This window comes from Paraburkholderia sp. C35 (assembly GCF_003121405.1).
Lineage (GTDB): Bacteria > Pseudomonadota > Gammaproteobacteria > Burkholderiales > Burkholderiaceae > Paraburkholderia.
This window is the reverse complement of the sequence record NZ_QBUY01000047.1, coordinates 38,461-64,860: the sequence shown is the minus strand read 5'-3', so window position 1 is coordinate 64,860 and position 26,400 is coordinate 38,461. Positions and strand designations below refer to the sequence as shown.

At 63.9% G+C, this 26,400-nt stretch carries 25 protein-coding genes; 13 read left to right on the top strand and 12 right to left on the bottom strand.

What is annotated here, in order from left to right; translation table 11 throughout:
- Positions 1–184: 184 nt before the first annotated feature.
- The 3 genes from DK391_RS25015 to DK391_RS25005 form a co-directional block, all read right to left on the bottom strand.
- The gene (locus DK391_RS25015) at positions 185–1,282 is read right to left on the bottom strand and encodes a saccharopine dehydrogenase C-terminal domain-containing protein (RefSeq protein ID WP_109480685.1); all 1,098 of its coding nucleotides are present in this window, start codon (positions 1,280–1,282) and stop codon (positions 185–187) included.
- A gap of 188 nt (positions 1,283–1,470) precedes the next feature.
- Complete coding sequence (locus DK391_RS25010; RefSeq protein WP_109480684.1) at positions 1,471–1,932, bottom strand: Lrp/AsnC family transcriptional regulator; 462 nt, start codon at positions 1,930–1,932, stop codon at positions 1,471–1,473.
- Positions 1,933–2,045: 113 nt separating this feature from the next.
- On the bottom strand, positions 2,046–2,930 hold the full coding sequence (locus tag DK391_RS25005; protein ID WP_109480683.1) for a LysR family transcriptional regulator: 885 nt from the start codon (positions 2,928–2,930) through the stop codon (positions 2,046–2,048).
- Between the two features lie 167 nt (positions 2,931–3,097).
- Between DK391_RS25005 and DK391_RS25000 the strand changes: the two genes are divergently transcribed.
- Entirely contained in the window at positions 3,098–3,610 is a 513-nt protein-coding gene (locus tag DK391_RS25000; protein WP_109480682.1) for a Spy/CpxP family protein refolding chaperone, read from the top strand.
- A gap of 167 nt (positions 3,611–3,777) precedes the next feature.
- Entirely contained in the window at positions 3,778–4,215 is a 438-nt protein-coding gene (locus DK391_RS24995) for a PGDYG domain-containing protein (protein WP_109480681.1), read from the top strand.
- A gap of 34 nt (positions 4,216–4,249) precedes the next feature.
- Here the strand turns inward: DK391_RS24995 and DK391_RS24990 are convergent, their stop codons facing one another.
- From DK391_RS24990 to DK391_RS24955, 8 genes are all read right to left on the bottom strand, one after another.
- Positions 4,250–4,615, bottom strand: coding sequence for a DUF3022 domain-containing protein (locus tag DK391_RS24990; protein ID WP_109480680.1), 366 nt, complete (start codon positions 4,613–4,615; stop codon positions 4,250–4,252).
- A gap of 66 nt (positions 4,616–4,681) precedes the next feature.
- Positions 4,682–5,485, bottom strand: coding sequence for a YhfC family intramembrane metalloprotease (locus DK391_RS24985; protein ID WP_109480690.1), 804 nt, complete (start codon positions 5,483–5,485; stop codon positions 4,682–4,684).
- 119 nt (positions 5,486–5,604) lie between these two features.
- Positions 5,605–6,666: a LacI family DNA-binding transcriptional regulator gene (locus DK391_RS24980; protein ID WP_109480679.1), complete on the bottom strand. Its 1,062-nt coding sequence runs from the start codon at positions 6,664–6,666 to the stop codon at positions 5,605–5,607.
- On the bottom strand, positions 6,663–7,631 hold the full coding sequence (locus DK391_RS24975; RefSeq protein ID WP_109480678.1) for a D-glycerate dehydrogenase: 969 nt from the start codon (positions 7,629–7,631) through the stop codon (positions 6,663–6,665). Before DK391_RS24975 ends, DK391_RS24980 begins: the two co-directional genes overlap by 4 nt.
- 4 nt (positions 7,632–7,635) lie before the next feature.
- Positions 7,636–8,910 carry an MFS transporter gene (locus DK391_RS24970; RefSeq protein WP_109480677.1) on the bottom strand — a complete coding sequence of 425 codons (1,275 nt, stop codon included), beginning with the start codon at positions 8,908–8,910 and terminating at the stop codon, positions 7,636–7,638.
- Between the two features lie 121 nt (positions 8,911–9,031).
- The gene (locus DK391_RS24965; protein ID WP_109480676.1) at positions 9,032–9,994 is read right to left on the bottom strand and encodes a sugar kinase; all 963 of its coding nucleotides are present in this window, start codon (positions 9,992–9,994) and stop codon (positions 9,032–9,034) included.
- A 36-nt stretch (positions 9,995–10,030) separates the two neighbouring features.
- Entirely contained in the window at positions 10,031–10,795 is a 765-nt protein-coding gene (locus DK391_RS24960) for a TIM barrel protein (RefSeq protein ID WP_109480675.1), read from the bottom strand.
- A 130-nt stretch (positions 10,796–10,925) separates the two neighbouring features.
- Positions 10,926–11,840 carry a LysR family transcriptional regulator gene (locus DK391_RS24955; RefSeq protein ID WP_109480674.1) on the bottom strand — a complete coding sequence of 305 codons (915 nt, stop codon included), beginning with the start codon at positions 11,838–11,840 and terminating at the stop codon, positions 10,926–10,928.
- Between the two features lie 123 nt (positions 11,841–11,963).
- Here DK391_RS24955 and DK391_RS24950 point away from each other — a divergent pair, with 123 nt between their 5' ends.
- The 8 genes from DK391_RS24950 to DK391_RS24915 all read left to right on the top strand — a co-directional run bounded on the left by DK391_RS24950 (position 11,964) and on the right by DK391_RS24915 (position 19,708).
- Complete coding sequence (locus DK391_RS24950; RefSeq protein WP_109480673.1) at positions 11,964–13,034, top strand: YeiH family protein; 1,071 nt, start codon at positions 11,964–11,966, stop codon at positions 13,032–13,034.
- A gap of 235 nt (positions 13,035–13,269) precedes the next feature.
- Positions 13,270–14,007 carry a glutathione S-transferase gene (locus DK391_RS24945; protein WP_109480672.1) on the top strand — a complete coding sequence of 246 codons (738 nt, stop codon included), beginning with the start codon at positions 13,270–13,272 and terminating at the stop codon, positions 14,005–14,007.
- Positions 14,008–14,147: 140 nt separating this feature from the next.
- The gene (locus DK391_RS24940) at positions 14,148–15,881 is read left to right on the top strand and encodes a ClcB-like voltage-gated chloride channel protein (RefSeq protein ID WP_109480671.1); all 1,734 of its coding nucleotides are present in this window, start codon (positions 14,148–14,150) and stop codon (positions 15,879–15,881) included.
- A 179-nt stretch (positions 15,882–16,060) separates the two neighbouring features.
- Positions 16,061–17,401 (top strand): C45 family peptidase, encoded by a 1,341-nt coding sequence (locus DK391_RS24935; protein WP_109480670.1) that lies wholly within the window; start codon positions 16,061–16,063, stop codon positions 17,399–17,401.
- A gap of 359 nt (positions 17,402–17,760) precedes the next feature.
- The gene (locus tag DK391_RS24930; protein WP_109480669.1) at positions 17,761–18,012 is read left to right on the top strand and encodes a hypothetical protein; all 252 of its coding nucleotides are present in this window, start codon (positions 17,761–17,763) and stop codon (positions 18,010–18,012) included.
- 82 nt (positions 18,013–18,094) lie between these two features.
- Complete coding sequence (locus DK391_RS24925) at positions 18,095–18,325, top strand: DUF2795 domain-containing protein (protein ID WP_109480668.1); 231 nt, start codon at positions 18,095–18,097, stop codon at positions 18,323–18,325.
- Positions 18,326–18,355: 30 nt separating this feature from the next.
- On the top strand, positions 18,356–19,243 hold the full coding sequence (locus DK391_RS24920) for an AraC family transcriptional regulator (protein WP_109480667.1): 888 nt from the start codon (positions 18,356–18,358) through the stop codon (positions 19,241–19,243).
- A 90-nt stretch (positions 19,244–19,333) separates the two neighbouring features.
- Positions 19,334–19,708, top strand: coding sequence for a cupin domain-containing protein (locus DK391_RS24915; RefSeq protein ID WP_109480666.1), 375 nt, complete (start codon positions 19,334–19,336; stop codon positions 19,706–19,708).
- A gap of 12 nt (positions 19,709–19,720) precedes the next feature.
- On the opposite strand, the gene DK391_RS24910 is transcribed toward DK391_RS24915, so the two are convergent.
- Entirely contained in the window at positions 19,721–20,350 is a 630-nt protein-coding gene (locus DK391_RS24910) for a TetR/AcrR family transcriptional regulator (protein ID WP_109480665.1), read from the bottom strand.
- Between the two features lie 247 nt (positions 20,351–20,597).
- On the opposite strand from DK391_RS24910, the gene DK391_RS24905 reads away from it, so the two are divergent.
- The 3 genes from DK391_RS24905 to DK391_RS24895 are packed head-to-tail and all read left to right on the top strand — an operon-like array spanning position 20,598 to position 26,331.
- Entirely contained in the window at positions 20,598–21,725 is a 1,128-nt protein-coding gene (locus DK391_RS24905; protein ID WP_109480689.1) for an efflux RND transporter periplasmic adaptor subunit, read from the top strand.
- Complete coding sequence (locus tag DK391_RS24900; protein ID WP_109480664.1) at positions 21,722–24,844, top strand: efflux RND transporter permease subunit; 3,123 nt, start codon at positions 21,722–21,724, stop codon at positions 24,842–24,844. Before DK391_RS24905 ends, DK391_RS24900 begins: the two co-directional genes overlap by 4 nt.
- 2 nt (positions 24,845–24,846) lie before the next feature.
- Positions 24,847–26,331: an efflux transporter outer membrane subunit gene (locus tag DK391_RS24895; protein WP_109480663.1), complete on the top strand. Its 1,485-nt coding sequence runs from the start codon at positions 24,847–24,849 to the stop codon at positions 26,329–26,331.
- The last annotated feature ends 69 nt before the right edge of the window (positions 26,332–26,400 follow it).

Below are 26,400 nucleotides of genomic sequence, written 5' to 3'. Positions count from 1 at the left end.
CCGCCTGCTCGCGGCCGCCGAGCCCCGGGACGCCAGCCCCCCCTCACCCTGCCCCCCCAAAAAGCAAAAGGGGGGGCGGGCCTGTATGCCGGCCCGCCCGCTTCGTTAATCGCAAAAACCTGGCTCTCTACGGAGCCTCAAGGTTTTTATTCGGCCCTCGGAACGGTTGCTGTTCTCTGTGGACTCAGACCGTCGCCATCGCTTCCAGCGCACGGCCTTCGTACAACTGGCCAAAGCGGTTGGCGAGAAACTCACGCAGGGGCACCTGCTCCTGACGCACGAAGCCGCTTTGCGGCAGCTTCTTTTCGCGGAACAGATCGAGCACCGCGCACATTGCGCCGGCCGTGGTGATCTGGATCGCGCTCATCGGCACGCCGCACACCGTCTTCGCGAAGATCTTGCGCGTGAACACTTCCTGCACCAGTTGACCGTCGCGCACGCCCGTCACGGTGATGAACACCAGCACGACGTCCTGTGCCGTAGACGGCACCGAGCGGCGCATGATCGTCTTCAGCGTGTCGCGGTCGCTGGACAGGCGCAGGTCTTCGAGCAGGAACTGCATCAGGTCGCGGTGACCCGGATAGCGCACCGACTTGTAGTCGAGCGTTTCGACGCGGCCCGACAGCGTCTCGCACAACGTGCCCAGTCCGCCCGAGGTGTTGAACGCCTCGTACTCGATGCCGTCGAGCGAAAAATGTTCGAGGCCTTCGAGCGGCTGCACCCACTGCGTGCGGCTGTCGCGGATCGCTTCACAAGGCTCGCAATACTCGTTGATCAGGCCGTCGACGCTCCACGTCAGGTTGTATTTCAGCGCGTTGGTCGGGAACTCGGGCAAGGCGCCGACGCGCATCTTGACGTCGCGGATTTCGGTGAAGCGGTTCGCCAGTTCGTGCGCGGCAATACCGATGAAACCCGGCGCGAGACCGCATTGCGGCATGAACGCGTGATCGGCGCTGTCGGCGATCGCGCGGATCGCGTGGGTGGCGCGCACGTCTTCCGTCAGATCGAAGTAATGCACGCCCGCGCCCTTCGCCGCCGTTGCCACGCTCACGGCGAGGTAGTAAGGCAGCGCATTGACCACGGCATCGAAGCCCTGGATTTCAGCGCGCAACACGGCGGCATCGGCGGAATCGCCACGGCGGGTGAGGATGCCCTGCGCGGCCAGCTTGTCGAGCGCGTGCTGATCGCGGTCCAGCGCGACGACTTCGTAGTCGCCCGTTTCGCGCAGCATGTGTGCGATGGTGTGACCGATCAGACCTGCGCCAACGATGGCAACTTTCATGCGCTTCTCCTTGTTTTCTCTGGTTGGTGTCGGTGCGCCGCGGCGAACCTCTACGGAGAAGTGTAGGGAGAAGGCGAGTCGGTTTATAGAAGCAAAGTGCTGCGCAATGACCATGATTTTCGACTAAATGACGAAGCATTTCGTCGTTTAGTCGAAAACATATCAAAACCGCGTAAATAGCCGGCCCGTCAACCGCTCATGCCGCGGTCGATCTTGCGCGCGAGAATGATCGACGTGGTGGTCCGCTCGACACCCGCCAGCCCGCCGATCTGGTCGAGCAGATCGTTCAGCCGCTCGGGCGAATCGGCGCGCAGCCACGCGACGTAATCGAACTCGCCGCTCACGGCGCACAGCAGTTGCACTTCCGGCATCCGGTTCAGTTTCTTGAGCACGTCGGCGCCGTACTTGGGCGCGATGATCATGCCGACATACGCATGCATGCTGGCATCGAGCACGTCCTGGCCGAGCCGCACGCTGTAGCCGGCGATGACGTTGGTCTTTTCCAGCCGCGCGATCCGCGCGATCACGGTGGTGCGCGCAACGCCGAGTTGCCGCGCGAGATTCGCGACGTTTTCGCGGGCGTTGGCTTGCAGCAGCGCGACCAGGTTGCGGTCGAGTTCATCGAGCTGATCGAGGCGCGGTGGTCTCATCGGTTCAAGGTCAAGGTAGAAAGTGGACGCCCGCCACAGTTGGCAAACGGATGATGCGGATTATGCGCCCCGCACCCGCCACACGAGAAACCATGCAGGCTGCACATGTCCTGTCAGATGCCGAAGCGCTCGATCACGAAGTCGAGGAAGCTGGTGAGCTTGGGCGTCGGCTGATGATCGCGTGGATAGATCAGATGCACGGGCGCGCCATCGGGTAGATAGTCTTCGAGCACAGAGATCAGCGTGCCCTGTTCGATCTCGCGCGCGAGCAGCGCTTCCGGCTGCAGCACCAGACCAAAGCCGCGCAGCGCCGCCATCTTCAACGCCTGGCCGTTGTTGGCGCGAACGCGTCCGGGGCGCAACTGATGATCGTCGCCGGCATCGCCATCGAGCCGCCACAAGCCTTCGCGTCCCCAGTGCAGAAAACCAAGGCATTCGTGATGGACGAGATCGGCAGGCGTCTTCGGCGTGCCCATGCGCTGCAGATAGGCAGGCGATGCGCACGCGCGCATCCGGTAGGGTTTCAGCGGCCTTGCAACGAGGCTCGAATCCGGCAGACGGCCAATGCGAACGGCAGCATCAAAGCCCTCTTCGACCATATCGACGATGCGGTTGGTCAGATCGAGTTCGAGGCTGACTTCCGGATACGCCGTGAGGAAATAGGTCATCGCGGGCGAGAACACTTCGACGCCGTAAGTCAGCGGCACCGTGACCTTTAGCGTGCCGCGCGGCGTCGATGTCATCGCTTCGGCGAGTGATTCGGCCGCTTTCACATCGGCGAGAATGCGCCGGCATTGCTCGTAATACTGGCGGCCGATCTCGGTCAGACTTTGACGGCGCGTCGTGCGCGTGAGCAGCCGCGTAGAGAGCTGCGTTTCGAGCGAACGGATATGCTTGCCGACCATCGCCGACGACAGATCGAAGCGCTCGGCAGCCGCCGTCAGGCTACCCGCTTCGACCACGGCAACGAAGACTTCCATGCTGACGAATTTATCCACCGGCTATTTCCCGATCGTTTCGGTTGTAAGCAGTTGTCGCAATAGAGACGCAATCACGCGATAACGTGATACTAATAGCGCACGGCATGATGCATGTCGAAGCCGATACGAATGTACCAACACGTCATGCAGCTTCAGTCTCATACAAACAGACATCAGGAGTCTCAATGAAAAAAACGCTCGTCATTCTCGCTTCCGCGCTGACCATGAGCGCAGCATTCGCGCAGACAGCGGCACCCGCAGGCGCGTCCGGCCCGGCCATGACGGCCGCTGCTCCTGCTGCCGGCAAGGCTAACCACGAGCAGCGCGTTGAGGACCGCATCAAGTATCTGCACACGCAACTGAAGATCACGTCGGCGCAGGAAACGCAGTGGAACGCGTTCGCCGATGTCATGCGCAACAACGGCGAAACGATGGGCAAGCTGTTCGAGCAACGCCGCGCCAACGCGAACGTCTCGGCCCTCGACGACATGAAGCAGTACGCCGAAATCACCCAGGCGCACGCCGACGGCACGAAGAAACTCGTCGATGCGTTCGAGCCGCTTTACAACAGCTTCTCGCCTGAACAGAAGAAGCTCGCCGACCAGACCTTCCGCCGCCAGCCGCCCGAAGGCCGTCCGCACCGCAGCCACCCGCGCAAGCCGGCCGCGCCTGCATCGGACGCTGCCGCGAAGCAGTAAGCCGTCGCGCTGACGCACACAACGCCTGCCCGCATCGGCAGGCGTTTTTTATTGGGCCGGCGCGATAATCTGGCATCATGCGCGCCTGCGCCGCGTTTGCTCATGCGTCTTGCATTCGCGTCAGCTGACGCGGCCCTGTCAATCTTTGCGTTATTTCGCCCAGCCTCATGATCGAACTCAAGAACATCGACCTGCTCACCGACCCGGCCGCGCAACGCGTCGTCAAGGACGAAACCGTCGCCGTGCAATTCGCCGCAGATGACGGCGAACTGATGAGCCTCGAAGGTCCGAACCGTTATACGCGCGGCGACGCGCTGATCACCGGCTCGACGGGCGACCGCTGGGTGGTCTCGCGTGAACGCTTCGATGCGAAGTATCTGCCCGCCGACACAGCGCTCACCCATGGCGAACCCGGCGCGTACCGCAACCGTCCTGCTGTCGTGCTGGCAAAGCGCATGGACGAGGCATTCTCGCTCGCGCGCTCGGCACAAGGCGGCGACGTGCTGAGGGGCACGGCCGGCGACTGGATCATGCAATACGCACCCGGCGATTACGGCGTCGTACAGGCCGCGCGCTTCGCCAAGGTCTACCGCCTCGCCGACTGAGCGCGCCCTGCCTCGGTCACGCTGACGTTCGGACTCAGGCGAACTCGTCGCCGAGTTCGACCGTCACTTCACGCGGCACGGTCTTGCCCTCCGCGTACTCTTCCTCCAGCGATCCCAGTGTCGCTTCGACATACGCGCGCAGCACCGCGAAACCCCGGCCCCGCATGCGCGGCGGCATCGCACGGTAGCGGGCGAGCGCAGCGGGCGCGATGGCGACCGTCAGTTCCATGCGTTTCGCCGTCGCGCCGAAACGCATCGCCACCCAGTGCACGACGATCTGCGGCACGCCGTTCTCGTCGGGACGTTCGATGAACTGCGTCTGCTCCGGGAAAAGATCGCTGATCACGCGCGCCAGCTCTTCGATCTCCGCGTGCGCGAATTCGTACTGATAGGCTTCCATGTCGATTGGCCTCTGGCCTGTTGATGTGTTGATCTGCTTTGAGGTGCGCTTTGAACTGCCTCGACGTCATGCCGCCGACGATGCGCGCCGGTGCAATCTGATCAGCACGGCAGCCACGGCGATGGCCGCGATGGCATAGATCGCATCGACGATGGTGAGCGGGAGCAGCCCGGCCTGCGACATCGCCGCCGGCACGTCGATCAGCGCGTGGGCCGCAATCGCGATGGGCAGTATGGCACGCGAACCCGCGCGCACGCCGCGCCACATCAGCACCGACAGCCCGATCTGGAACACCAGCGCCGCCACGCGCTCGATCACGAACACGCCGGCCAGTGCAGGCGCCAGGCTCGCGAGCAACAGATGACTGCGCATCAGCGACCCGGCCGGCATGTTGCCAAGGTAAGCATCGAGCTGGCCGCGGTTTTCCAGCACGCCGAACGCGATCCATTGCGCCTGCACCAGCACGCCGACCAGCCACACTTCCGCGCCGCCGTGGCCCAGGCCGTAGGCAAGCGCGGTGCCATCCCTGTCCGTGTCGTGAGGCTTGCGCCGGGCAAGCCAGCGCATCGCGACGAAGCGCCCCACTTCCTCGCAGATACCCGCCGCCAACGCGCCGTAGACGACGAACGAGAGCGGGTCCGACAGCCATTCGCTGGTGATCGCGTTGGTACGCAGCAGATAGTCGTTGAGCGCGCGCTCGATCACCATCGCGGTCAGCGCGAACACGGCGATGCCCGCAATCGCGTCGCGCCGGTCCAGTGCGAACGGCTTGCGCCAGCGGCGATACAGGTAGACGGGAAGCAGCGCGACCAGAATCGTCGCGGCGGCGAGCAAGGCAAGCGTGACGGGGGAAACAGGCAAGGCGGACATGAGCGTTGAACGGGCGCACTGACGGCGCAAAGTACGGAACCCGCCGCGCATTGTAAGCGCGTTGACGCCTGGACGTCGGAATGCGCGAATCGCGGCGCGGTCGTGCGCGTCAGTTCACGTCAGCGCGCCGTCGATGCCCGTTCGATCAGTTCGCCCGGCAGCAGGCAGTCGCGCGCGCTGGTCTGCTCGCCATCGATGCGCTGATGCAGGAACTCGACGGCCCGATAACCGATGTCGTAAGTCGGCTGGCGGATCGTCGTGATGCCCGCCAGTTCGGCCCATTCGGGATCGTCGATCGACAGCAGCGCGACGCGCTTCTGCCAGTTTGGACCGTGCCGCTGGTTCAGATGACGGGCGAGCGCCAACGCGACCGGACCATTCGCGGCAAACAGCGCGACGCGAGGGACATTCGGGCTCGCATCGAACGCGGCAATGGCTGCGTCCAGTTCGTCGTCGAGCGCGTTCAGGGTCTGCGCAAGTTCGTCGGCATCGCCGAGTTCGAGCACCACGGTGCGCCCCTTCACCTGCGGATACTGTTCCAGTGCGCGATGAAACGCCGCCTCACGCTGGCGCCGCGAACTGATGTGCTCGAACGGCTGCACGACGAACCACAATCGTTCGAAGCCGCGCTCGACGAGATGGCGCGTGGCGAGCGTCGTCGCGCCTTCGTTGTCGAGGCCGACCATGTCGGTCACGAGTCCATCGACGGAACGGTCCACCAGCACGGCAGGAATGCCGCCTCCGCCAACCGGCCGCAGCGTCTCTTCGCTCACACCGAGCGCGTTGACGATCACGCCTTCCACGCGATACGTGGTCAGCAGTTGCAGGAAGCGCCGCTCCATATCGACTTCGTTGGCCGCGTGACAGATCAGCGGCATATAGCCGAGCGCGTGGCACGCAGCTTCGACACCTTGCAGCACTTCGACAGAATACGGATTCGTCAGGTCGGCGACCAGCATGCCGATCAGCCGGTTGCGCCCGCGCTTCAGGCCGCGCGCCATCTGGTTCGGCTGATAGTCGAGCCGCTCGATGGCCGCTTCGATCCGTGCGCGCAATTGCGGCGACAACACGCTCAGCTCGCCGTTCAGATAGCGCGAGATGCTCGTCTTGCCCGTGCCCGCCTCGCGCGCGACATCGCTGATCGTCGCGCGGCGCGGTGCGCCTGACGTCGGCGTATTCATCGCGACAGGACTTCGCGGTTGACGACGTTGATCTTCAGCGTGCCGTCGAGCGCGGCAACCAGGTTTTCCGCCGCGCAGCGCGCCATCGCGTGACGCGTCTCGTGCGTCGCTGAGCCGATGTGCGGCAGCGCGACCACATTCTTCATCTTCAGCAGCGGCGAGTTGGGATCGACAGGTTCCTTGTCGAACACATCGAGGCCCGCACCGTGGATCGTGCCCGCTTGCAACGCTTCGATCAGCGCGGGTTCATCGACCGTCTGGCCGCGCGATGCGTTGATCAGAATCGCGCTTTTCTTCATCTTGCGCAGTTCGTTCGCGCCGATCATGTGACGCGTTTCCGGCGTCAGCGGCACTTGCAGGCAGACGAAATCAGATGTGGCGAGCAGTTCGTCGAGTTCGACGCGGCGCGCGCCGTAGCGTTGTTCCGCTTCCGCGTTCGGGCTGCGGTTGGTGTACAGCACGTTCATGTTGAAGCCGAGCGCCGCACGCCGCGCCACCGCGCCGCCGATACGTCCCAGACCGACAATCCCGAGCGTCTTGCCCTGCACATCGACGCCGAACAACTGCGGCCCGATGCTCGCCTTCCACTCGCCCGCTTTCACCCAGTCGGCCAGTTCGACGACGCGCCGCGCGCTCGCGAGGATCAGCGAAAACACCGTATCCGCCGTCGATTCCGTCAGCACGTCCGGCGTGTGCGCGAGCACGATGCCGCGCTTCGTGAGATCGGCGACATCGAAGTTGTCATAGCCGACCGAGATGGTCGACAGCGCCTTGAGCTTCGCCGCGCCGTCGAGCATCGCCGGCGTGATCTTCACACTCGCGCCGATCGCGCCGTCGGCATCGTTCAGCGCGGCAACGAACGCATCGTGCTGCGCGGCATCGGCCTGCACCACGTCCGCATGCTGCTGGAGATACGCGAGCACATCATCCGGCAACGGCTTGTACGCGACGATCTTGCGCTTCATCGATTCACTTCCCTTGAGTAGCGAGCTTCGCAGTCTGCATCGGCTGCGGCTTGACGGCAAGCGTCAGCACCACGGCAGCGACGAGCGCCACGCTCATGAACATATACGACGCCGACGGCGAGCCCGTCGCGCCATTCAGATACCCGACCACATACGAGCCGACGAACGAGCCGAGCGCGCCCATGCTGTTGATCAGTGCCATCGCGCCGCCCGCGACGTTCTTCGGCAGCAGTTCGGGCACGATGGCGAAGAACGGACCGTACGGCGCGTACATCGCGGCGCCTGCAATCACGAGCAGCGCATACGACATCCAGAAATGCGTCGAGCCGAGCGCATACGAACCGGCGAAGGCCGCTGCGCCGATCAGCAGGAACGGCCACACGAACGCGCGCCGGTTGTTGAGTTTATCCGACGCCCACGACGCCGCGAGCATCGCGATGGTCGCAGCCAGATACGGCAGCGCCGACAGCCAGCCCGTTTCGACCATGCCGAGCGACGAACCGTTCTTGAGATTCGACGGCAACCACAGCACGAAACCGTACACGCCGATGCTCCAGCAGAAATACTGCGCGCACAGCTTGACGACGGCAGGCGAGCGGAACGCTTCGCCATAGTTGCGGACCGGCTTGATGGCGGCCTGTTCAGCGCGCAGCGTATCGGCGAGCTGCTGCTTGTCGGCGTCCGACAGCCACGACACCTGCGCGGGTTTGTCCTTGACGATGAACCACCAGCACACCGCCCACACGACGGCAGGCACGCCTTCCGCGATAAACATATGCCGCCAGCCAAACGAATGCACGAGGTAACCCGACACCACCGACATCCACAGCACCGTCACGGGATTGCCGAGAATCAGGAAGGTGTTGGCACGCGAGCGTTCGCGCTTCGTGAACCAGTTGCTGATGAAGATCAGCATCGCGGGCATCACGGCAGCCTCGACCACGCCGAGCACGAAGCGGATCACCATCAGCGAAGGAATATTGCTGACCACGCCCGTCAGCGCCGCGCAGCCGCCCCACAACACCAGGCTCCAGAACACGAGCGTCTTGACGCTCTTGCGTTCCGCGTAAATCGCGCCGGGAATCTGGAAGAAGAAATAGCCGAGAAAAAACAGCGCGCCGATCAGCGACGACAAACCCTTGCTGATGCCGAGATCCTGATTGATGCCCGCGGCGGCCGCGAAGCCGTAGTTCGCGCGATCGAGATAGGCGAGGCTGTAGGTGATGAAGACGATCGGCATGATCGTCCACCAACGGCGAATCGCGAGTGATGAGGACATAGTTGTCTCCGGTTGCTGGCTGAGGCGGTCGGTTGCTGTGCGGTTGGGCCGCGCGTGGCTCCTTAAAGCCTTCGCGCGGTTGCGCATCTTGTTGTTGTGTTTGACTGCTTGAAGAGAAGCGTCAGGCGGCGAGCGCCGAAGCCTGTTCGAGTGCGTCGAGTTCGGCGCGCGTCGGCAGGCCTTCCGACTCGCCGATCACCTGAATCGCCAGCGCTCCGATGCGGTTGCCGCGCGCGACTGCCTGCGGCAACGTGCGGCCGTCGAGCAATGCGCTGACCACGCCGACGGCGAAGCCATCGCCCGCGCCGACGGTATCGACTACTTTCTCGACCCGCTGTCCGGCGACGATGCCCGCATCGTCAGCTGTGCGGTAGTACGCGCCCTGCGCGCCGAGCTTGACGATCACGCCCTTCGCGCCACGGTCCAGATAGAACTGCGCGATGTCTTCCGCTTTCGTGTAGCCCGTCAGGATCTCGCCTTCGCCGATGCCGGGCAGCACCCAGTCGGCGTAAGTCGCCAGTTCGTTCAAGGCCGCCGCCATCGCTTCACGCGACGGCCACAGCGTCGGACGCAGATTCGGATCGAACGAAATCGTTTTGCCTGCGTTGCGCATTTCGCGCGCCAGATGAAACGCCAGTTCACGCGAGCTTGCCGAAATCGCGGGCGCCACGCCCGTCAGATGCAGATGTCGCGCGGGCAGCACATAGTCCGCTGCATAGTCTTCCATCGACAGATGGCTCGCCGCCGAACCTTTCCGGAAATACTCGACAGCGGGATCGCTGCCGTCGTCGTTCTTCGACTTCAACTGAAAGCCGGTCGGATAGCGTGAGTCCGTCGTCACGCAACCCTGGTCGATGCCTTCTTTCGTCAGCGTGTCGCGCACATATTGGCCGAACGAGTCGTCGCCGACGCGGCTCATGTAGCCGACCTTGAAGCCGAGGCGCGACAGGCCGATCGCCACGTTGAGGTCGGCGCCCGCAATGCGCTTCGTGAACTGGCCGACGCCCGCGAGCGCGCCCGTTTCGGCGGCGACGAACATCGCCATCGCTTCGCCGTAGGTGATGACATCGAGTGTCGGATACATGGCTTCTCCTGATGTGTCGTGGCGCGCGCCGCCGTCTCAGCGGGACGCGAGCTGGGCGACGTGATGCGACGCGTCGTCGGCGAGGCGCGCCGCGTCGAAGGGAAATTCGATGCCGCGCGGCACGTCGCGCGGCAACAGCGGCAGCACAGCTGCGAACATGGCATCGTCCGCCGCCGGCGCGACAGCGAAGCGGCGCATGCCCTCGCCCGCGACCGCCTTGCAGTGGAGGTACTCGACGTGATCGGCACGCTTGCGCGCTGCTTCAACGGGATCGACGCCCGGCCATTGCCAGTTGCCGATGTCGAATGTCATGCCGACCAGCTTGTGATGGCCTTCTTTCGCCAGCGCGTTGAGCAGGCCGTCGAACTGGGCGAGCGAGCCGCCGCGCTCCAGTTGGCCGTTTTCGACGACGAGTCGCGCCGCGACGCCCTTCGTGCAGATCGCAATCGTGGCGCGGTACGCGCGGCCCGCGAAACCGCCCAGTTGCAGCTTGACGAAGCGCGCGCCGAGCGCAGTCGCGTCGATCAGCGCCTGACGCAGCGCGGCTTCGTCGAGCGCGCCGTCGGGCGTGTAGAGTTCGGCGGGCGTCGAATACACGGCCCACAAGCCCTTCGCGGCGATGGCCTTGCCGAGCGCGCAAAGCGCTTCCGTCGATGCCTCCGCTTCCAGCGCGAACAGTTCGCGGCGCACTTCGAAACCCGACGCGCCCGCCTGCGCCGCCGCCTTCAGCCACGCGTGATGACCGTCCTTGCGGATCGCATCAGGACCAAACGCACTCGCGACGATAACGACTTCCGGCATGCCAACCACCTTGCTTTATTGCTGAAAACTGTCTTTGGAATCGGTTCCAAAGACGGGTATCAAAAAAGCGCCCTAGCGCCTGGAGCGAATACTGCCCCGCGTCGAAGGTCGCGCCAATAGTGGTAATCCCTTAACGGTCGGACTCGCCCGCTGCGGGCCGCGCCTCGCCGTTCAGGCACAGTTCGAGAAAGCGGCCGACCAGCCGCGACGGCGCACTCGCGTGCGGCACGAGGATCGAAAAGCGCCGCGTCAGCGGTTCGGGGCCGAGCGGCAGACGGCACAGCGTCTCGTTCTCATGGCGCATCGACATCGCCGAGACAAAGCCGACGCCCATGCCCGCGCGCACGGCTTCCTTCACGCCCTCGACGCCCGCGATGGCCAGCGCGACGCGCATCGGCGCGCCCGCCCGCGCGAAGGCGCGCTCGATCAGTTGCCGCACGCCCGAGCCTTCCTCGCGCAACACCAGCGCATGTTCGCTCAGCGCGTCGAGCGTGACCGTATTCGAGCCCGTCATGGCCAGTGGATGCGAGCGCGGCATGATCGCGACGATTTCATCCTCCTGCCACGCGTGCACGACGGTGTCCGGCGGCAGATCGCCGCCGACCTGCCCTTCGACCAGCGCGATATCGAACGACGACAGCGCGCCAACGATATCGGCGGTGTTGCCGTCGTCGGTGTGGACGGTCACGTCGGGATGGCGACGCTGGAATGCAGCGATCAGATACGGCAGCAGATAGCTCGCGGGTGTCGTGCTCGCGCCTATGCGCAGCGTGCCCTGCTCCATGCCGCGCAGCGCATCGCGGTACGCGTGCGCCTGGCGAAAGGTGTCGCGCAGCCGCGCGGCGTAGCTGGCAAGCTGCTCGCCGGCGGGCGTGAGGCGTACGCCGCGCCCTTCACGCAGATAGAGCGGCTCGCCGAATTCGTCCTGCAATTGCCGCAACTGGCCCGACACGGCGGGCTGCGACAGGTGCAAGGCGACGGCGGCATGGCTGATATTGCGATGCTCGGCGACGGCGGCGAAAGTTATAAGCTGATCCGGGGTCATGGCGTAAAAATATCAGATTGACCGATACATTACATCCTAAATCACGATTTCTCATATCTATATATCTAAATTAGGATTACGCCATCGAGTCAAGCAACCTGTACCCCAACGAGGTTGAACATCATGTCCACCGTTCACACCCATGCCGTTTCCGCGCCGTCCAGCACGCGCGGCCAGATCAACGGCATTCTGTTCGTCGCCCTGTTCGCCGCCGCCGTCACGCGCATCGCGGCCATTCCTTCGATTTCCAATCTCGGCATCAGCCCGCTGATCGTCGGCATCATCGGCGGGATGGTGTATGGCAATGCGCTGAAGGACGGCATGCCCGATAGCTGGGCGGCCGGCGTCAATTTCTCGGCGCGCAAGCTGCTGCGCATCGCCGTCGCGTTCTTCGGACTGCGCGTGAGCATCCAGGAAATCGCGCAAGTCGGCCTGCCGGGCCTCGTCGAATCGCTGCTGATCGTGGTCAGCACGCTCGCCATCGGCACGTGGGCGGGCATGAAGCTGATGAAGCTCGACCGCGACAGCGCGCTGCTGACGGCAGCGGGCAGCGCGATCTGCGGCGCCGCCGCCGTGCTGGCCTTCGAATCGACGCTGCAATCGAAGCCGCACAAGAGCGCGATGGCCGTAGGCAGCGTGGTGCTGTTCGGCACGCTGTCGATGTTCCTCTACCCTGCGCTGCTGCGCGCCGGCATCATCCATCTGGATACCACGGGCGTGGGCCTGTTCTTCGGCGGCACGATTCACGAAGTCGCCCAGGTGGTGGGCGCGGCCAGCAACGTCAGCCCGGAAGCGACGCATATCGCCACCATCGTCAAGATGACCCGCGTGATGCTGCTCGTGCCCGTGCTGCTGATCGTCGGGATGTGGGTGAACCGTTCGGCACGCGGCGCCGCTGCAAAGGATTCGACGCAGGCACCGCGCAAGCTCGCCGTACCCTGGTTTGCGCTCGGTTTCCTCGCCTGTGTCGCCGTGAACTCGCTGCATGTCCTGCCGGAAGCGGCCACCAGCACGGTCAACATGCTCGATACGTTCGCACTGACCATGGCCATGACGGCGCTCGGCATCGAAACGCGTCTCTCGCAGATCCGCGACGCCGGTCCCCGCGCACTGACCACCGGCCTGATCCTGTATGTGTGGCTCTTCGCAGGCGGTCTTGGCATCACGTGGCTGGTCCAGCACCTGCTCGGCTAAGCCGGCCGCCCCTCCAGACAAGCCCCGCCGCGTGCGGGGCTTTTGTGCTTTCAGCGCAGCGGAGCGAGGTTCGAGCCGGCAAGCTGTTTCACATCGGGTTTTGCCTCATTCTTCGCATTGCAACAAGCACGCCAACTGCAAGCATCGCGCGGCATACTTCTAGCTCCCCTTCGTGTACCAATCCTGGCGCCTACGCGGCGCGATTGCGCGCCGACAACCGAATGAGGACCGACCGATGACTTATCAGCTCTACTACTGGGACGGCTTGCAGGGCCGTGGTGAATTCGTGCGGCTGGCGCTTGAGGAAGCGCAGGCGGACTATGTCGAAGTCACGCGCGGCGACGAACAGGACGGCCTCGGCACGGGCGCGATGATCGACGTGATGGACAGCCGGTCGGAAGCGTCGTTGCCTTATGCGCCGCCGTTCCTGCAGGACGGCGACCTGATCATCTCGCAGACGGCGAATATCCTGTTCTATCTCGGGCCGAAGCTGAATCTCGCGCCGAAGGTGGAAAGCCTGCGCTACGTCGCAAACGGCCTGCAACTGACCATCGCCGACATGGTCACGGAAGCGCACGACACGCATCATCCCCTCGCATCGGGCATGTACTACGAGGAACAGAAAGAGCCCGCGAAAATCCGCGCGACGGATTTCATCGACAACCGGATTCCCAAGTACATGGGCTATTTCGAACGCGTGCTGAAGCAGAACCCGGCGGGCGACAAACACCTGGTGGGCGACGCCCTCACCTATGTCGATCTGTCGATGTTCCAATTAATCGACGCGCTGCATTACGCCTTTCCGCGCGGGATGAAGCATTTCGGCGAGCACTATCCGCGCCTCGCCAGGTTGCACGATGCAGTGCTCAGGCGCCCGAATATCGCCGCCTATCTCGACTCGGAACGGCGTCTGCCGTACAACGAAACCTGCGTGTTCCGGCATTACCCCGAACTCGACAAGGACGCTCGCTGACATGCGCTGAAACCGTCGCTTCACCCAGCTGTGGCGCGCCCTCGAGCAATCGCGCGCCACCCTTCAGACTCGCGTCGCGCAATGCCGATAACATGCAAAGGCTCGCGCTTTCATACCAACCCTAAACGCCTGCTCCCGACGTGCTTTCATTCCTGCTGAGACTGCGCACCCGCGCTGCCCAACTGTTCCGACTGTCCGATGCGCACACCATGCTGGTGTGGTCGGTGATCGTCGGTATCGTGGGCGCCTTTGCGACGATCGCCTTCCGCGAAGGGATCTCCCTGCTGCAGCGCGCGTTTACCGGACAGGACGGCAGCCTTGTCGAGATGGCGCGGCGCCTGCCCATTCCGATGCGCATTGCGTTGCCCGCGCTCGGCGGGCTGGCGGCAGGCGTGCTGCTGGTGATCGCGCAGCGCGGCGCCGACAAGAAGCAACATACGGATTACATGGAAGCCGTCGTGATCGGCGATGGCGTCGTGCCCGTGCGTCTGAGCTTGTGGCGCAGTGCATCGTCGCTGTTCACGATTTCGAGCGGCGGCTCGATTGGCCGCGAAGGTCCGATGGTGCAACTGGCAGCGCTGTGCGCATCGCTGATCGGCCGCGTGGTGCACTTCGATCCGCCGCGCCTGAAACTGCTGGTCGCGTGCGGCGCGGCGGCGGGCATCACGTCCGCGTACAGCGCGCCCATCGCGGGCGCGTTCTTCGTCACCGAGCTCGTGCTCGGCTCGATCGCGATGGAAAGCTTCGGACCGGTGGTCGTGTCGTCGGTGGTGTCGAATATCCTGATGCGCGAGTTCGCCGGCTACAAGCCGCCTTACGAGATGCCCGTGTTCCCGCCCGTTGCGGGTCTCGAAGTGTTGCTGTTCGTCGCGCTCGGCCTGCTGTGCGGCGCGGCCGCGCCGCAGTTCCTGCGCCTGATGGACACCAGCAAGGCGGGTTTTCGCCGCCTGCCCATGCCGCTGCCCATCCGGCTTGCGTTCGGTGGCCTCGTGGTGGGCATTCTGTCCGTGTGGACGCCCGAGGTGTGGGGCAACGGTTACAGCGTGGTCAACTCGATCTTGCATTCGCCGTGGACGTGGTCGGCGCTCGTCGTCGTGCTCGTGTTCAAACTGATCGCGACAGCCGCCACGGTCGGGTCGGGCGCAGTCGGCGGTATTTTTACGCCGACATTGTTTTTCGGCGCGGTGCTCGGCTCGCTGTTCGGCCTCGGCATGAACGCGTTGTGGCCGCACGCGACCTCCGCACCGTTCGCCTATGCGATGGTCGGCATGGGCGCGTTCCTCGCGGGCGCGACCCAGGCGCCGCTGATGGCGATCCTGATGATCTTCGAGATGACGTTGAGCTATCAGGTAGTGCTGCCGCTGATGGTCTCGTGCGTGGTCGCCTATTTCGCGGCGCGCGCAATCGGCAAGACCTCGATGTATGAGGTCACGCTGCACCGCAATCGCGAGGAGCAGGCACGCATGCGGCTGCGCTCGACCCAGATGCGCGAGCTGATCCGTCCGCCGCAAACGGTCGTGCAGCCGAACGCGACGGTGCAGGACATGACGCGCGTGTTTCTCGAATATCCCGTGAAGTATCTGTATGTGACGGACGAGAACAGCTGCTTTCTCGGCGTGGTGGCCCTGAAGGACATCACGTCGGATCTGCTCGACAAGCGCGACACGTCGGCCAAAACCGCCGCCGACTATCTGCAGCCGCACTTCGATGTACTCACGCCAGATATGCCGATCGGTGTCGCGCTCCAGCATTTCATGGCCTTCCAGGGCGAGCGGCTGCCCGTGGTCGAAAGCGCGGCGCGGCCGACGCTGGCGGGCGTGGTCTACAAAACCTCGCTGCTCGATGCCTACTTCCGGATGAATCCGACGCGCTAGCCGCCGTTCGCCATCGCCAGCCATCGCCGTCGTCATCGGGCCAGGCGCGCGGCGCATGGCAAAGCGCGGCAAGTTCCCTACAATGGATTGACCATAGACGAGCCGCAAGCCGCGTCCCGCGATGTCCGGCGCTGAGCAACGCCGGCGGCGACGCTGCCTTCGAGCGAACGGGAGCGAAGATGAGCCAACCGTCCAGAGATGCCGTGCGCCGCGATCATGCCGGCTGGATCTTCGTGCATATCGAAGGCGAGCCTTACGAGCGCGGCGAGCAGCACGGCAGCCTGCTCGCCGCCGAAATCCAGAATGCGATCCGCACCGCCCGCTATCTCGCGAAATGGGACACGGGCGAAGACTTCGACACTTTCGTCAACGCCGCCATCGAACAGTTCGCGCCGCGCATCGACGCCGAATACGCCGATGAAATCCAGGGCATCGCCGATGGCGCGAAACTGACCTTTGCCGAAGTGCTCGCGTGGAACGGCTACATGGATCTGCTGCAAAGCTGGTGGCCGCAGCACGCGGCGCAGCAGAAACCGCAACTCGGTCTCAAGCCGTGGCGAGGCCGGCGCGGCCATCATTGCAGCGCGTTTATCGCGACGGGCAGCGCGACGCGCGCCGGTCGCATCGTGATGGCGCACAACTCGTGGGATCGCTATGCAGCGGGCGACGCGTTCAACGTCGTGTTCGACATCGTGCCCGAAGCGGGCAACCGCATCCTGATGCAGGGGCTGCCCGGCTGCATATCGAGCTTGCCCGACTTCTGGCTGACCTCCGCCGGCCTGATGGTCACCGAAACCACCATTTCGAATTTTGCCGGTTACAACACAGCGGGCGCGCCCGAGTTCTACCGCTCGCGGCGCGCGACGCAGTACGCGAACAGCATCGGCGAATGGTGCGAGATGTTCTCGCTGGCGAACAACGGCGGCTACGCGAACAGCTGGCTGCTCGGCGACGCCAAGACGGGCGAGATCGCGCGTTACGAACTCGGGCTGCATTACTCCGGCTTCGAAAGCACGAAGGACGGCTTTTACAGCGGCTACAACGCGGCTACCGATCTGAAAATCCGCAACCAGGAATGCACAGGTGAAGGCGAGGACTACACCGACGTGCGCAGGAACGGCGCGCGGCGCCTGCGCTTCATGCAACTCGAAGAACTGCACCGCGGCCAGATCGACGTCGAACTGGCGAAGCAAATGATCGCCGCTCATCACGATGTCTACCTCGACCGCGCCGACAACCCCTGCTCGCGGACCATTTGCGGGCATCTGGAGCTTGACGACCAGCGCTTCGGCAGTTCGGATCATGGGCCGTTCAATCCGTGGGGCGCGAACGACGGCAAGGTCGCCGACAGCGACATGGCGCGAGAAATGGCGTTCTTCGCGCGCTGGGGCCATCCGTGCGGCAACCCATTCGACGCGCAGGCGTTCATGAAACGCCATCCCCAGTGGAACTGGCTGAACGGCTATATGCGCGACCGGCCTTCGTGGCCGTGGACGCGCTTCGATGCGTTGCGCCGATAACGACACCCGTGACGGTACGGCGCCGGGACTCGCCTCCTGGTTAAGGCGACTAAAATCTTCCGGGTTAACGCCACCCGCTTTCTACATACGGCATGCCGCCCGCATCGCGCAGAGCCGCTTCGGTGCTGGCTTCCACGCTACCGCACGTCACGAAACCGCCTCAAACCTCTATCAACGGCGCGCCATTTCCCCGCTTCCTTGCGCCTCTCCAGTGCTTGTAAAAATAACTGGCGTAATATGTGAAGGACGCGCGGTGCTCGCAGACGGCAACCGCGTGGGGCGGACGCCTACCGGACGCAATCCGATGGCATACCGCTTGCATGCAGTTCCTGCGCTGCCTGGCATAAGGAGGTCGAGCGATGAAAACCTCGACGCTGTTGATCATGGTGACGTTGTCGGCTTCGTGTTTCGCCGCGCCCGTACATACGGCGACGGACGGCACGATCGACACAGCCGCCCTCCGCGCCAACGCCGCCCCCGTCGCGCCCGCCGCGCCGGACGTCGCGGCCCAGACCGATATCCGGCCAGAGCGATGGGAGCACATTGCGCTGCCCAAGTCGCGCCATCTCGAGCGCGGCTTCGTGGCACAGGACGAACATCTGCAGACATGACGGCGCGCAACCAGTCGTTTTCGACTCGCCGGGCGGATCGTCCCGCTTGCGCCGGACATTTTCAGAACAATGGAGCGCGAGCATGACGGGATCGGCTATTCCGGGTGAATCGATTGACCTGCAGATCGCAGATATCCTGAGCGGCGACACCTACCCGCTCAACAAGGACGCGCTCGTCGACGCCGCGCGCGAAGCCGGCGCGAGCAACGAAGTGCTGGGGATGCTCGACGGCTTGCCCGAGCAGGACTACACGGATATCCAGTCGGTGACGAAGCTGATCGGCAGCAATTTCGGGCCGGGGCTGGGTATCTGACAACCCGACTTCGCTAAAGACAGCCAACTCATGCAGCAACGCAAGACAGCCGTCGGCGGCAAGGCCGACGCGCACGCCGACGTCATCGCCGGCGTCAAATCGCCCCGGCAGGACTGGATTCATCGCGCGCCCGCGCAGGGTGGGATCGAACGCATCGAGGCGTTTTTTCAGCACACCGGTTACGCGCTGCATCGGCACGACACGTATGCGATCGGCTATACGGTGGCGGGCGTGCAGAGCTTCCACTACCGGCGCAGCGTGCGCAACAGCCTGCCCGGCGGCGTGATGGTGCTGCATCCCGACGAACCGCACGACGGCCAGGCCGGCACCGAAGAAGGCTTTAGCTACCGGATGATCTACGTCGAGCCGGCGCTTTTTCAGGCAGCGCTCGGCGGCAAGCCGCTGCCGTTCATCGAAGGAGGGCTGTCGAACGATCCGCGCCTCGCCGCCGCGACGCAGGCGCTGTTGCACAGCATCGACCGCGCGCTCGATCCGCTTGAACAGGACGACGCGCTATTCGATCTCGCGCACGCGCTCGACGCCGTCTCGGGCGCCCGTCCGCTGCGCGCGTCGGCCGATTTCGGCGCGGCGCAAACGGCGCGCGATTTTCTGCATGCGTCGCTCGATCAACCGGTGACGCTCGACGAACTGGCCGCCGCCAGCGGCCGCGACCGCTGGAGCCTGTCACGCGATTTCCGCGCCTTTTTCGGCACCAGTCCACATCGCTACCTGACGATGCGGCGGCTCGACGCCGCGCGCCAGTCGATGCTGGGCGGCATGGCGCTCGTCGATGCCGCAGCGGCAGCGGGCTTCGCAGACCAGAGCCACATGACACGGCACTTCGTGGCTGCGTTTGGCGTCACGCCGTCGCGCTGGCTGCGTACGGTCGATACGACGGTGCGCTCGAAGGTGCGCTGACAGGCGGCACCGCCTGCACGAACGTTCAAGACTGACAGGCGGACGCATGAATACACTCGATGGCATCGACTTTCAACGAAAGGAAACGCCATGTCCGCCACGCCGTACCAGTCCATCAAATTCGCCGGCAAGCTCGGCCTGATCCACGACCAGTGGCAGCCGCGCGTGGTCGCGGAAATGAACGACTACCAGTTCAAGATCGTGAAGATCGAAGGCGATTTCATCTGGCACGACCACGCCGATACGGATGAGACCTTCATCGTGCTGGAAGGCGAACTGCGCATCGACTTTCGCGACGGCGCGGTGACCATTGCAGCGGGAGAAATGTTCGTCGTGCCGAAGGGCAAGGAGCACAAGCCCTACGCAGAAAAGGAAGTGAAACTGCTGCTGATCGAGCCGCGCGGCGTCAAGAATACAGGCAGCGAAACCAGCGAGCGAACCGCGCAAAACGACGTGTGGATCTGAGCGCGCTGCGCCCTACTCCGGTTTCTCCATCGTGCGGCCAAACACGACGCGCGCGAAGAAATTGCCCAGCACTTCTTCCGCGCGATCGCCTGCGAAGCGTTGCGGATCGATGGTGAAGAAAAACTGCATGCCGTCGCACAAGCCCATCAGACCGACGGCCAGCGTTTCCGCAGGCAACGGTAACGGCGTGCCCACGCGCACTGAAAACTCCGTGATGTAGGCAGTCAGCTGCTCGAGCTTCTCATTCATGAATGCATTAAAACGCACGCGAAAACGCGCATCGCGTGCAGCGAGCAGCTTGGCCTCGACCCACAGCAGGAAGCATTTGTTCTCGCTCGGCATGCGGCTGTAGTAGCGCAGCACGCTTGCTTCCATCTCTTCACGCGTCGCGTTCGCTTCGAAGATGTTCTGCAGATCGGCCTGCATCGACTCGTGATCGCGCCGCAGCAGTTCCAGGAACAGTTCAGGCTTGCTGCGGAAATTCGAATAGAACGCGCCGCGCGTATAGCCCGCCGCCTCCGCAATATCTTCGACACTCGCCGCGACAAACCCCTTCTTCATGAAAATGGCCTGCGCAGCATCGAGCAGACGCAGACGCGTCTGGTCTTTGCTCTGTTCGCGGGTGAGTCGTATGCGTTTCATATTTAACAGTCTAGCATCGTTCCGTCGCCAGATTCAGTTTTGCATTCAGATACAGGTGTGTATTAGAATGCAATTCACCATCTGAAGCAACGTACCGTCTGGCGATATGAACTGAAACGCTCGCGGTCCGCTTCGCTGCACGCCGTCGGTAGCCTCTGGCTCGCCGTATCCGTTTGCATCTCAGCCTGGGGGCATCGTGAATCGTTCCCGTCGTGGCGCGCCAGCCGTTGCGCGCAAGCCGTTCCGCCTGTCTGCTTCGCCTGCCTTGCTCCGCCGTTCGTCGCTTGCCGTGCTCGTCCTGTCGGGCGCGTTGACGCTCGTTGCCTGTCACAACAAGGAAGCCGCCGCGCCCGCACCGCGCCCTGTCGTGGCCGTCGCCGGGCATGCCAATGGCCAGCCGCTCGCCGCATCGCTGCCGGGCGAAGTCCAGGCGCGCTATTCGACGCCGCTGTCGTTCCGGATTGCCGGCAAGATCGTCGAGCGGCGCGTGCGACTCGGCGATGTCGTGCAGCACGGTCAGATCGTCGCGCGGCTCGATCCCGCCGACGCACAGAAGAACGCCGCCAGCGCCAACGCGCAGCTCGAGGCCGCGCAGCATCGGCTTGTCTATGCGAAACAGCAACTCGACCGCGACCGCGCGCAAGCGCGAGAGAATCTGATCTCGCAGGCACAGCTTGAGCAGACGGAAGACGCGTACGCGTCGGCGGCGGCTCAGCGCGATCAGGCGCAGCAACAGGCCGCGCTCGCCAAAGACCAACTCCAATACGCGACACTCACCGCCGATCACGCGGGCGTCATCACCGCCGAGCAGGCGGACACCGGGCAGAACGTATCGGCGGGACAGGCGGTGTACAACCTCGCGTGGTCCGGCGACGTCGATGTGGTCTGCGACGTGCCCGAAGGCGCATTGGCGTCGCTGCGGGTCGGCACGCTGGCTACCGTCAAGCTCGGCGCATTGCCTGGCCGCACCTTCAATGCGCGCGTGCGCGAACTGTCGCCCGCCGCCGATCCGCAAAGCCGCACCTGGCGCGCCAAGCTCACGCTCGATCAACCCGGCCCCGACGTGCGCCTCGGCATGACAGCCGATATCGACTTCACACACGACAGCACGGCAGCCCACGCCTCGCTCTACACGCTGCCCGCCACCGCCCTCTTTCACGACGGCACGCAACCCGCCGTGTGGGTCGTGAAAAGCGGCAGCGATCAGCTCGAACTGCGCCGCGTGCAGGTCTCGCACTACGCCGAACGCACCATCGCGATCTCGCAAGGGTTGAACGAAGGCGAGCGTGTCGTGTGGCAAGGCGTGCATACCGTCACCGCGGGCGAGAAAGTGCGCGTCGTGCCGCCGCTGCATCCTGAGGATTTCGCGTCATGAGCGCAGCGCACGACGAAGAAGGACGCTTCAACCTGTCCGCGTGGGCGCTGCGGCATCAGGCGCTGGTCGTCTTCCTGATCACGCTCGCCACGGCATTCGGCATTCTTGCGTACACAAAGCTCGCGCAATCGGAAGATCCGCCGTTCACGTTCCGCGTGATGGTGATCCGCACGTTCTGGCCGGGCGCAACGGCGCGCCAGGTACAGGAAGAAGTCACCGACCGTATTGGCCGCAAGCTGCAGGAAACGCCTGCCATCGATTTTCTGCGTAGCTATTCGCGTCCCGGCGAATCGCTGATTTTCTTCACGATGAAAGATTCGGCGCCCGTCAAGGATGTGCCGGAAACCTGGTATCAGGTGCGCAAGAAAGTCGGCGATATTGCGCAGACCTTGCCGCAAGGTATTCAAGGTCCGTTCTTCAACGACGAGTTCGGCGACGTCTACACGAACATCTACACGCTCGAAGGCGATGGCTTTTCGGCGGCGCAACTGCACGACTATGCCGACGAATTGCGCACCGTGCTGCTGCGCGTGCCGGGCGTCGGCAAGGTGGATTATTTCGGCGATCCCGATCAACACATCTATGTCGAGATCACCAATACGCAACTCACGCGTCTGGGCATTTCGCCGAACCAGCTTGCGCAGGCGATCAACTCGCAGAACAGCGTGTCGCCGTCCGGTACGTTGACGACCTACGACGATCGCGTATTCGTACGCCCGACGGGCCAGTTCAAAGACCTCAACGCGCTCGCCGACACGCTGATCCGCATTAACGGCCGTTCGTTCCGGCTCGGCGATATTGCAACCATCAAGCGCGGCTACGACGATCCGCCCGTCACGCAGATGCGTTTTCAGGGCAAGCCCGTGCTCGGCATCGGCGTGACGATGCAGCCGGGCGGCGATGTGATCCGGCTCGGCAAGGCACTCGACGAAAGGATGAAGGAACTGCAAGCGCATCTGCCTGCGGGCCTGAAACTTGTCGAAGTGTCGAGCATGCCGCACGCCGTCGCGCATTCCGTCGATGACTTCCTCGAAGCCGTCGCCGAAGCTGTCGCGATCGTGCTGGTGGTCAGCCTGGTCTCGCTCGGTGTGCGCACGGGGATGGTGGTCGTGATCTCGATTCCCGTCGTGCTCGCCGTCACGGCGCTGTGCATGTATCTGTTCGATATCGGCTTGCACAAGGTGTCGCTCGGCACGCTGGTGCTGGCACTTGGTCTGCTCGTCGACGACGCCATCATCGCCGTCGAAATGATGGCGGTGAAGCTCGAACAGGGATGGAACCGCACACGTGCGGCCGCCTACGCGTACACCAGCACGGCGTTTCCGATGCTAACCGGCACGCTCGTCACGGTGTCCGGCTTTCTGCCCATCGCGCTCGCGAAGTCGAGCACGGGCGAATACACGCGCTCGATCTTCGAGGTCTCGGCGATTGCGCTGATTGCGTCGTGGCTCGCCGCTGTCGTGCTGATTCCGATGCTCGGCTATCACCTGCTGCCCGAACGCAAACGCCAGGCACATGAACCCGAAGATCATGAACACGACATCTACGAAACGCGTTTCTATCGACGTCTGACAGGCTGGATCGCGTGGTGTATCGAGCGGCGTTTCATCGTGCTCGCGATTACCGTGGCTCTATTCGTCGTGTCGCTGGCGGGCTTCACGCTGGTGCCACAGCAGTTCTTCCCGAGTTCCGATCGCTCCGAACTGCTGGTCGATGTGCGGCTTCCTGAAGGCGCTTCGTTCGAAGCGACGTTGCGCCAGGCGCAGCGCGTCGAAAAAGCCCTTGAAGGCAGGCCTGACATCGATCACCTGGTGAATTTCGTCGGCTCGGGCGCGCCGCGTGTCTATTTGCCGCTCGACCAGCAGTTGCAGCAGCCGAACTTCGCGCAGGTTGTGATCACCGCGAAGTCCGTCGAAGATCGCGAGAAGCTCGCGCGCTGGCTCGAACCCAAACTGCGCAACGATTTCCCTGCGATCCGCACGCGCCTGTCGCGGCTCGAAAACGGCCCGCCAGTCGGCTATCCGGTGCAGTTCCGCGTGAGCGGCGACGATATCGCGACCGTGCGCTCGATTGCCGAGAAAGTGGCGGCAACCATGCGCGCCAACGCCGGCACAGCGAACGTGCAATTCGACTGGGACGAGCCTGCCGAACGCTCGGTGCGCTTCGAAGTCGACCAGAAGAAGGCGCGCGAACTGGGCGTGACATCAGCGGACGTATCGAGCTTTCTCGCGATGACCTTGTCCGGCTACACGGTCACGCAGTACCGCGAGCGCGACAAGCTGATCAGCGTCGACTTGCGCGCGCCGAAGAACGAACGCGTCGATCCGTCGCAACTGCTGACGCTCGCGATGCCGACGCCCAACGGCGCCGTGCCGCTCGGCACGCTCGGCCATATGCGCGACGATCTCGAATACGGCGTGATCTGGGAACGCGACCGACAGCCGACCATCACTGTGCAGTCCGATGTGCGCGGCAACGCGCAAGGCATCGACGTCACGCATGCAGTGGACAAACAGCTCGCGCAGATCCGCTCGACGCTGCCCGTCGGCTACCGGATCGAGATCGGCGGATCGGTCGAGGAAAGTGCGAAGGGACAGACGTCGATCAACGCGCAGATGCCGATCATGATCATCGCCGTGTTGACGCTGCTGATGATCCAGTTGCAGAGCTTTTCGCGCGTGCTGATGGTGGTGCTGACGGCGCCGCTCGGCCTGATCGGCGTGGTGGCGACGCTGCTGCTGTTCGGCAAGCCGTTCGGGTTTGTCGCGATGCTTGGTGTGATCGCGATGTTCGGCATCATCATGCGCAACTCGGTGATTCTTGTCGATCAGATCGAGCAGGACATCGCGCAGGGACACAAGCGCTTCGATGCCATCGTCGGCGCGACCGTGCGGCGTTTCCGCCCGATCACGCTGACGGCCGCCGCTGCCGTGCTAGCGCTGATTCCGCTGTTGCGTTCGAACTTCTTTGGTCCGATGGCGACGGCGCTGATGGGCGGCATCACGAGCGCGACCGTGCTCACGCTGTTCTATCTGCCCGCGCTATACGCCGCGTGGTTCCGCGTGCGCGGCGACGAGCGCGACCCGCGCCCTGAGCCTTCGGCACATTCGGGGAATTGATCATGAGCCAGCTTTCGATGACCCGCACGTTTTCTTCCGCCGCTGTTGCCTGCCTGTTCGCATCGGCCTGTTCGTTCGGGCCGAATGGCAATCCGCCTGCGATGCCCGAGCCCGCGCACTATGGCGCCGATCCCCTGCCGACGCAGACAGTGCCCGCACAAGGCGTCACGCAGCAGTTCGTGGCGGGCGCGAAGGCGGGGCCGCAATGGTGGCGCACGTTTGACTCGGATGAACTGAACGCACTCGTCGACGAAGGCCTGCGTAATAGTCCGACGCTCGCCGCTGCGGACAAGAGCCTCACGGCTGCGCGCGAGCAGTTGCGTGCCCAGATAGGCAGCAACATGCTGCCTACCATCGATGCCGGTGGCCAGGCCGCGCGTCAGCGCGCGCTTGCGATTCCTGAAATCGGGCCGAACACGTTTCTGTACAACACCTTCGTCGGCCAGTTGCAGGCGCAGTACACGTTCGATATTTTCGGCGCGGCCCGGCTGGCAAATGCGGCGCTCGCGTCGCGTGTGAACGTGCAGGTGTATCAGTTCGATGCGGCGCGGCGCGCGCTTGCCGCGAACATCGTGACGGCGGCGATTTCAGTGGCCATGCTCGATGCGTCGGTGCAGACCACCGAGCGGCTCGTCACGCTCGCTGACGAACAGGCACGCGATGCGCAGCGACGCTATGAACTCGGCTCGGTGTCGCATAGCGATCTGTTGAGTGCGCAGCAAAGCGCGGCGTCGCTGGCGGCGAGTTTGCCTGGCGCGCGGCAGCAGTTGCTGACCACGCGCCATGCGCTCGCCGTGCTGCTCGGCCGTACGCCGGATCAGGCGCCCGCGCCGCTCGATCTCGCTTCGCTGCATGTGCCGCAGCAGGTGCCTGTTTCCGTGCCTTCCGATCTTTTGAAAGCGCGTCCCGACATTCAGGCGGCCGATGCGACGCTCAAGGCTGCTGCCGCTGACGTTGGGGTAGCGACTGCGCAGATGTTTCCGAGCATCACGTTGAATGCATCGATGGGGCAAGGCGGGTTTAGCTGGCCTGTTGCATTGTCTGGGGCTGGAGCGATCTGGAGCCTCGGCGCGTCGATCTCGCAGCCGATCTTCCATGGCGGTGCGCTGTTTGCACAGCGACGTGCGGCGATTGCTGCCTATGATGCTGCGACGTCGCAATACAAGCAGACGGTGCTGGCGGCGTTTCAGAATGTCGCGGATACGCTGGCTTCACTGGAGCATGATGCGCAGTCGCTCGATGCGGCGAATGTGGCCGCGCGGGCGGCGCAGCAGTCGTTTGAGGAGACGGCGGCGAGGTATCGGTTGGGTGCTGTGCCCGTTACGGCGTCACGCTCGAGTGAGCAGCAGTACCGGAATGCGCGGCTCGATGAGATTCGCTATACGGGCGCGCGATTGAATGACACCGCTGCGCTGTTTCAGGCGATGGGGAATCCTGTTGTGGAGCAAGCGCAGGCTTCAGCAGAGACGGCTGACGTTGCAAAGTGATTCGTTTTGGCCGCTCGCTGCGGTCAGATCGGGGCATCACGCGAGGTGTTCTGCCGCTTACGCCTTCTG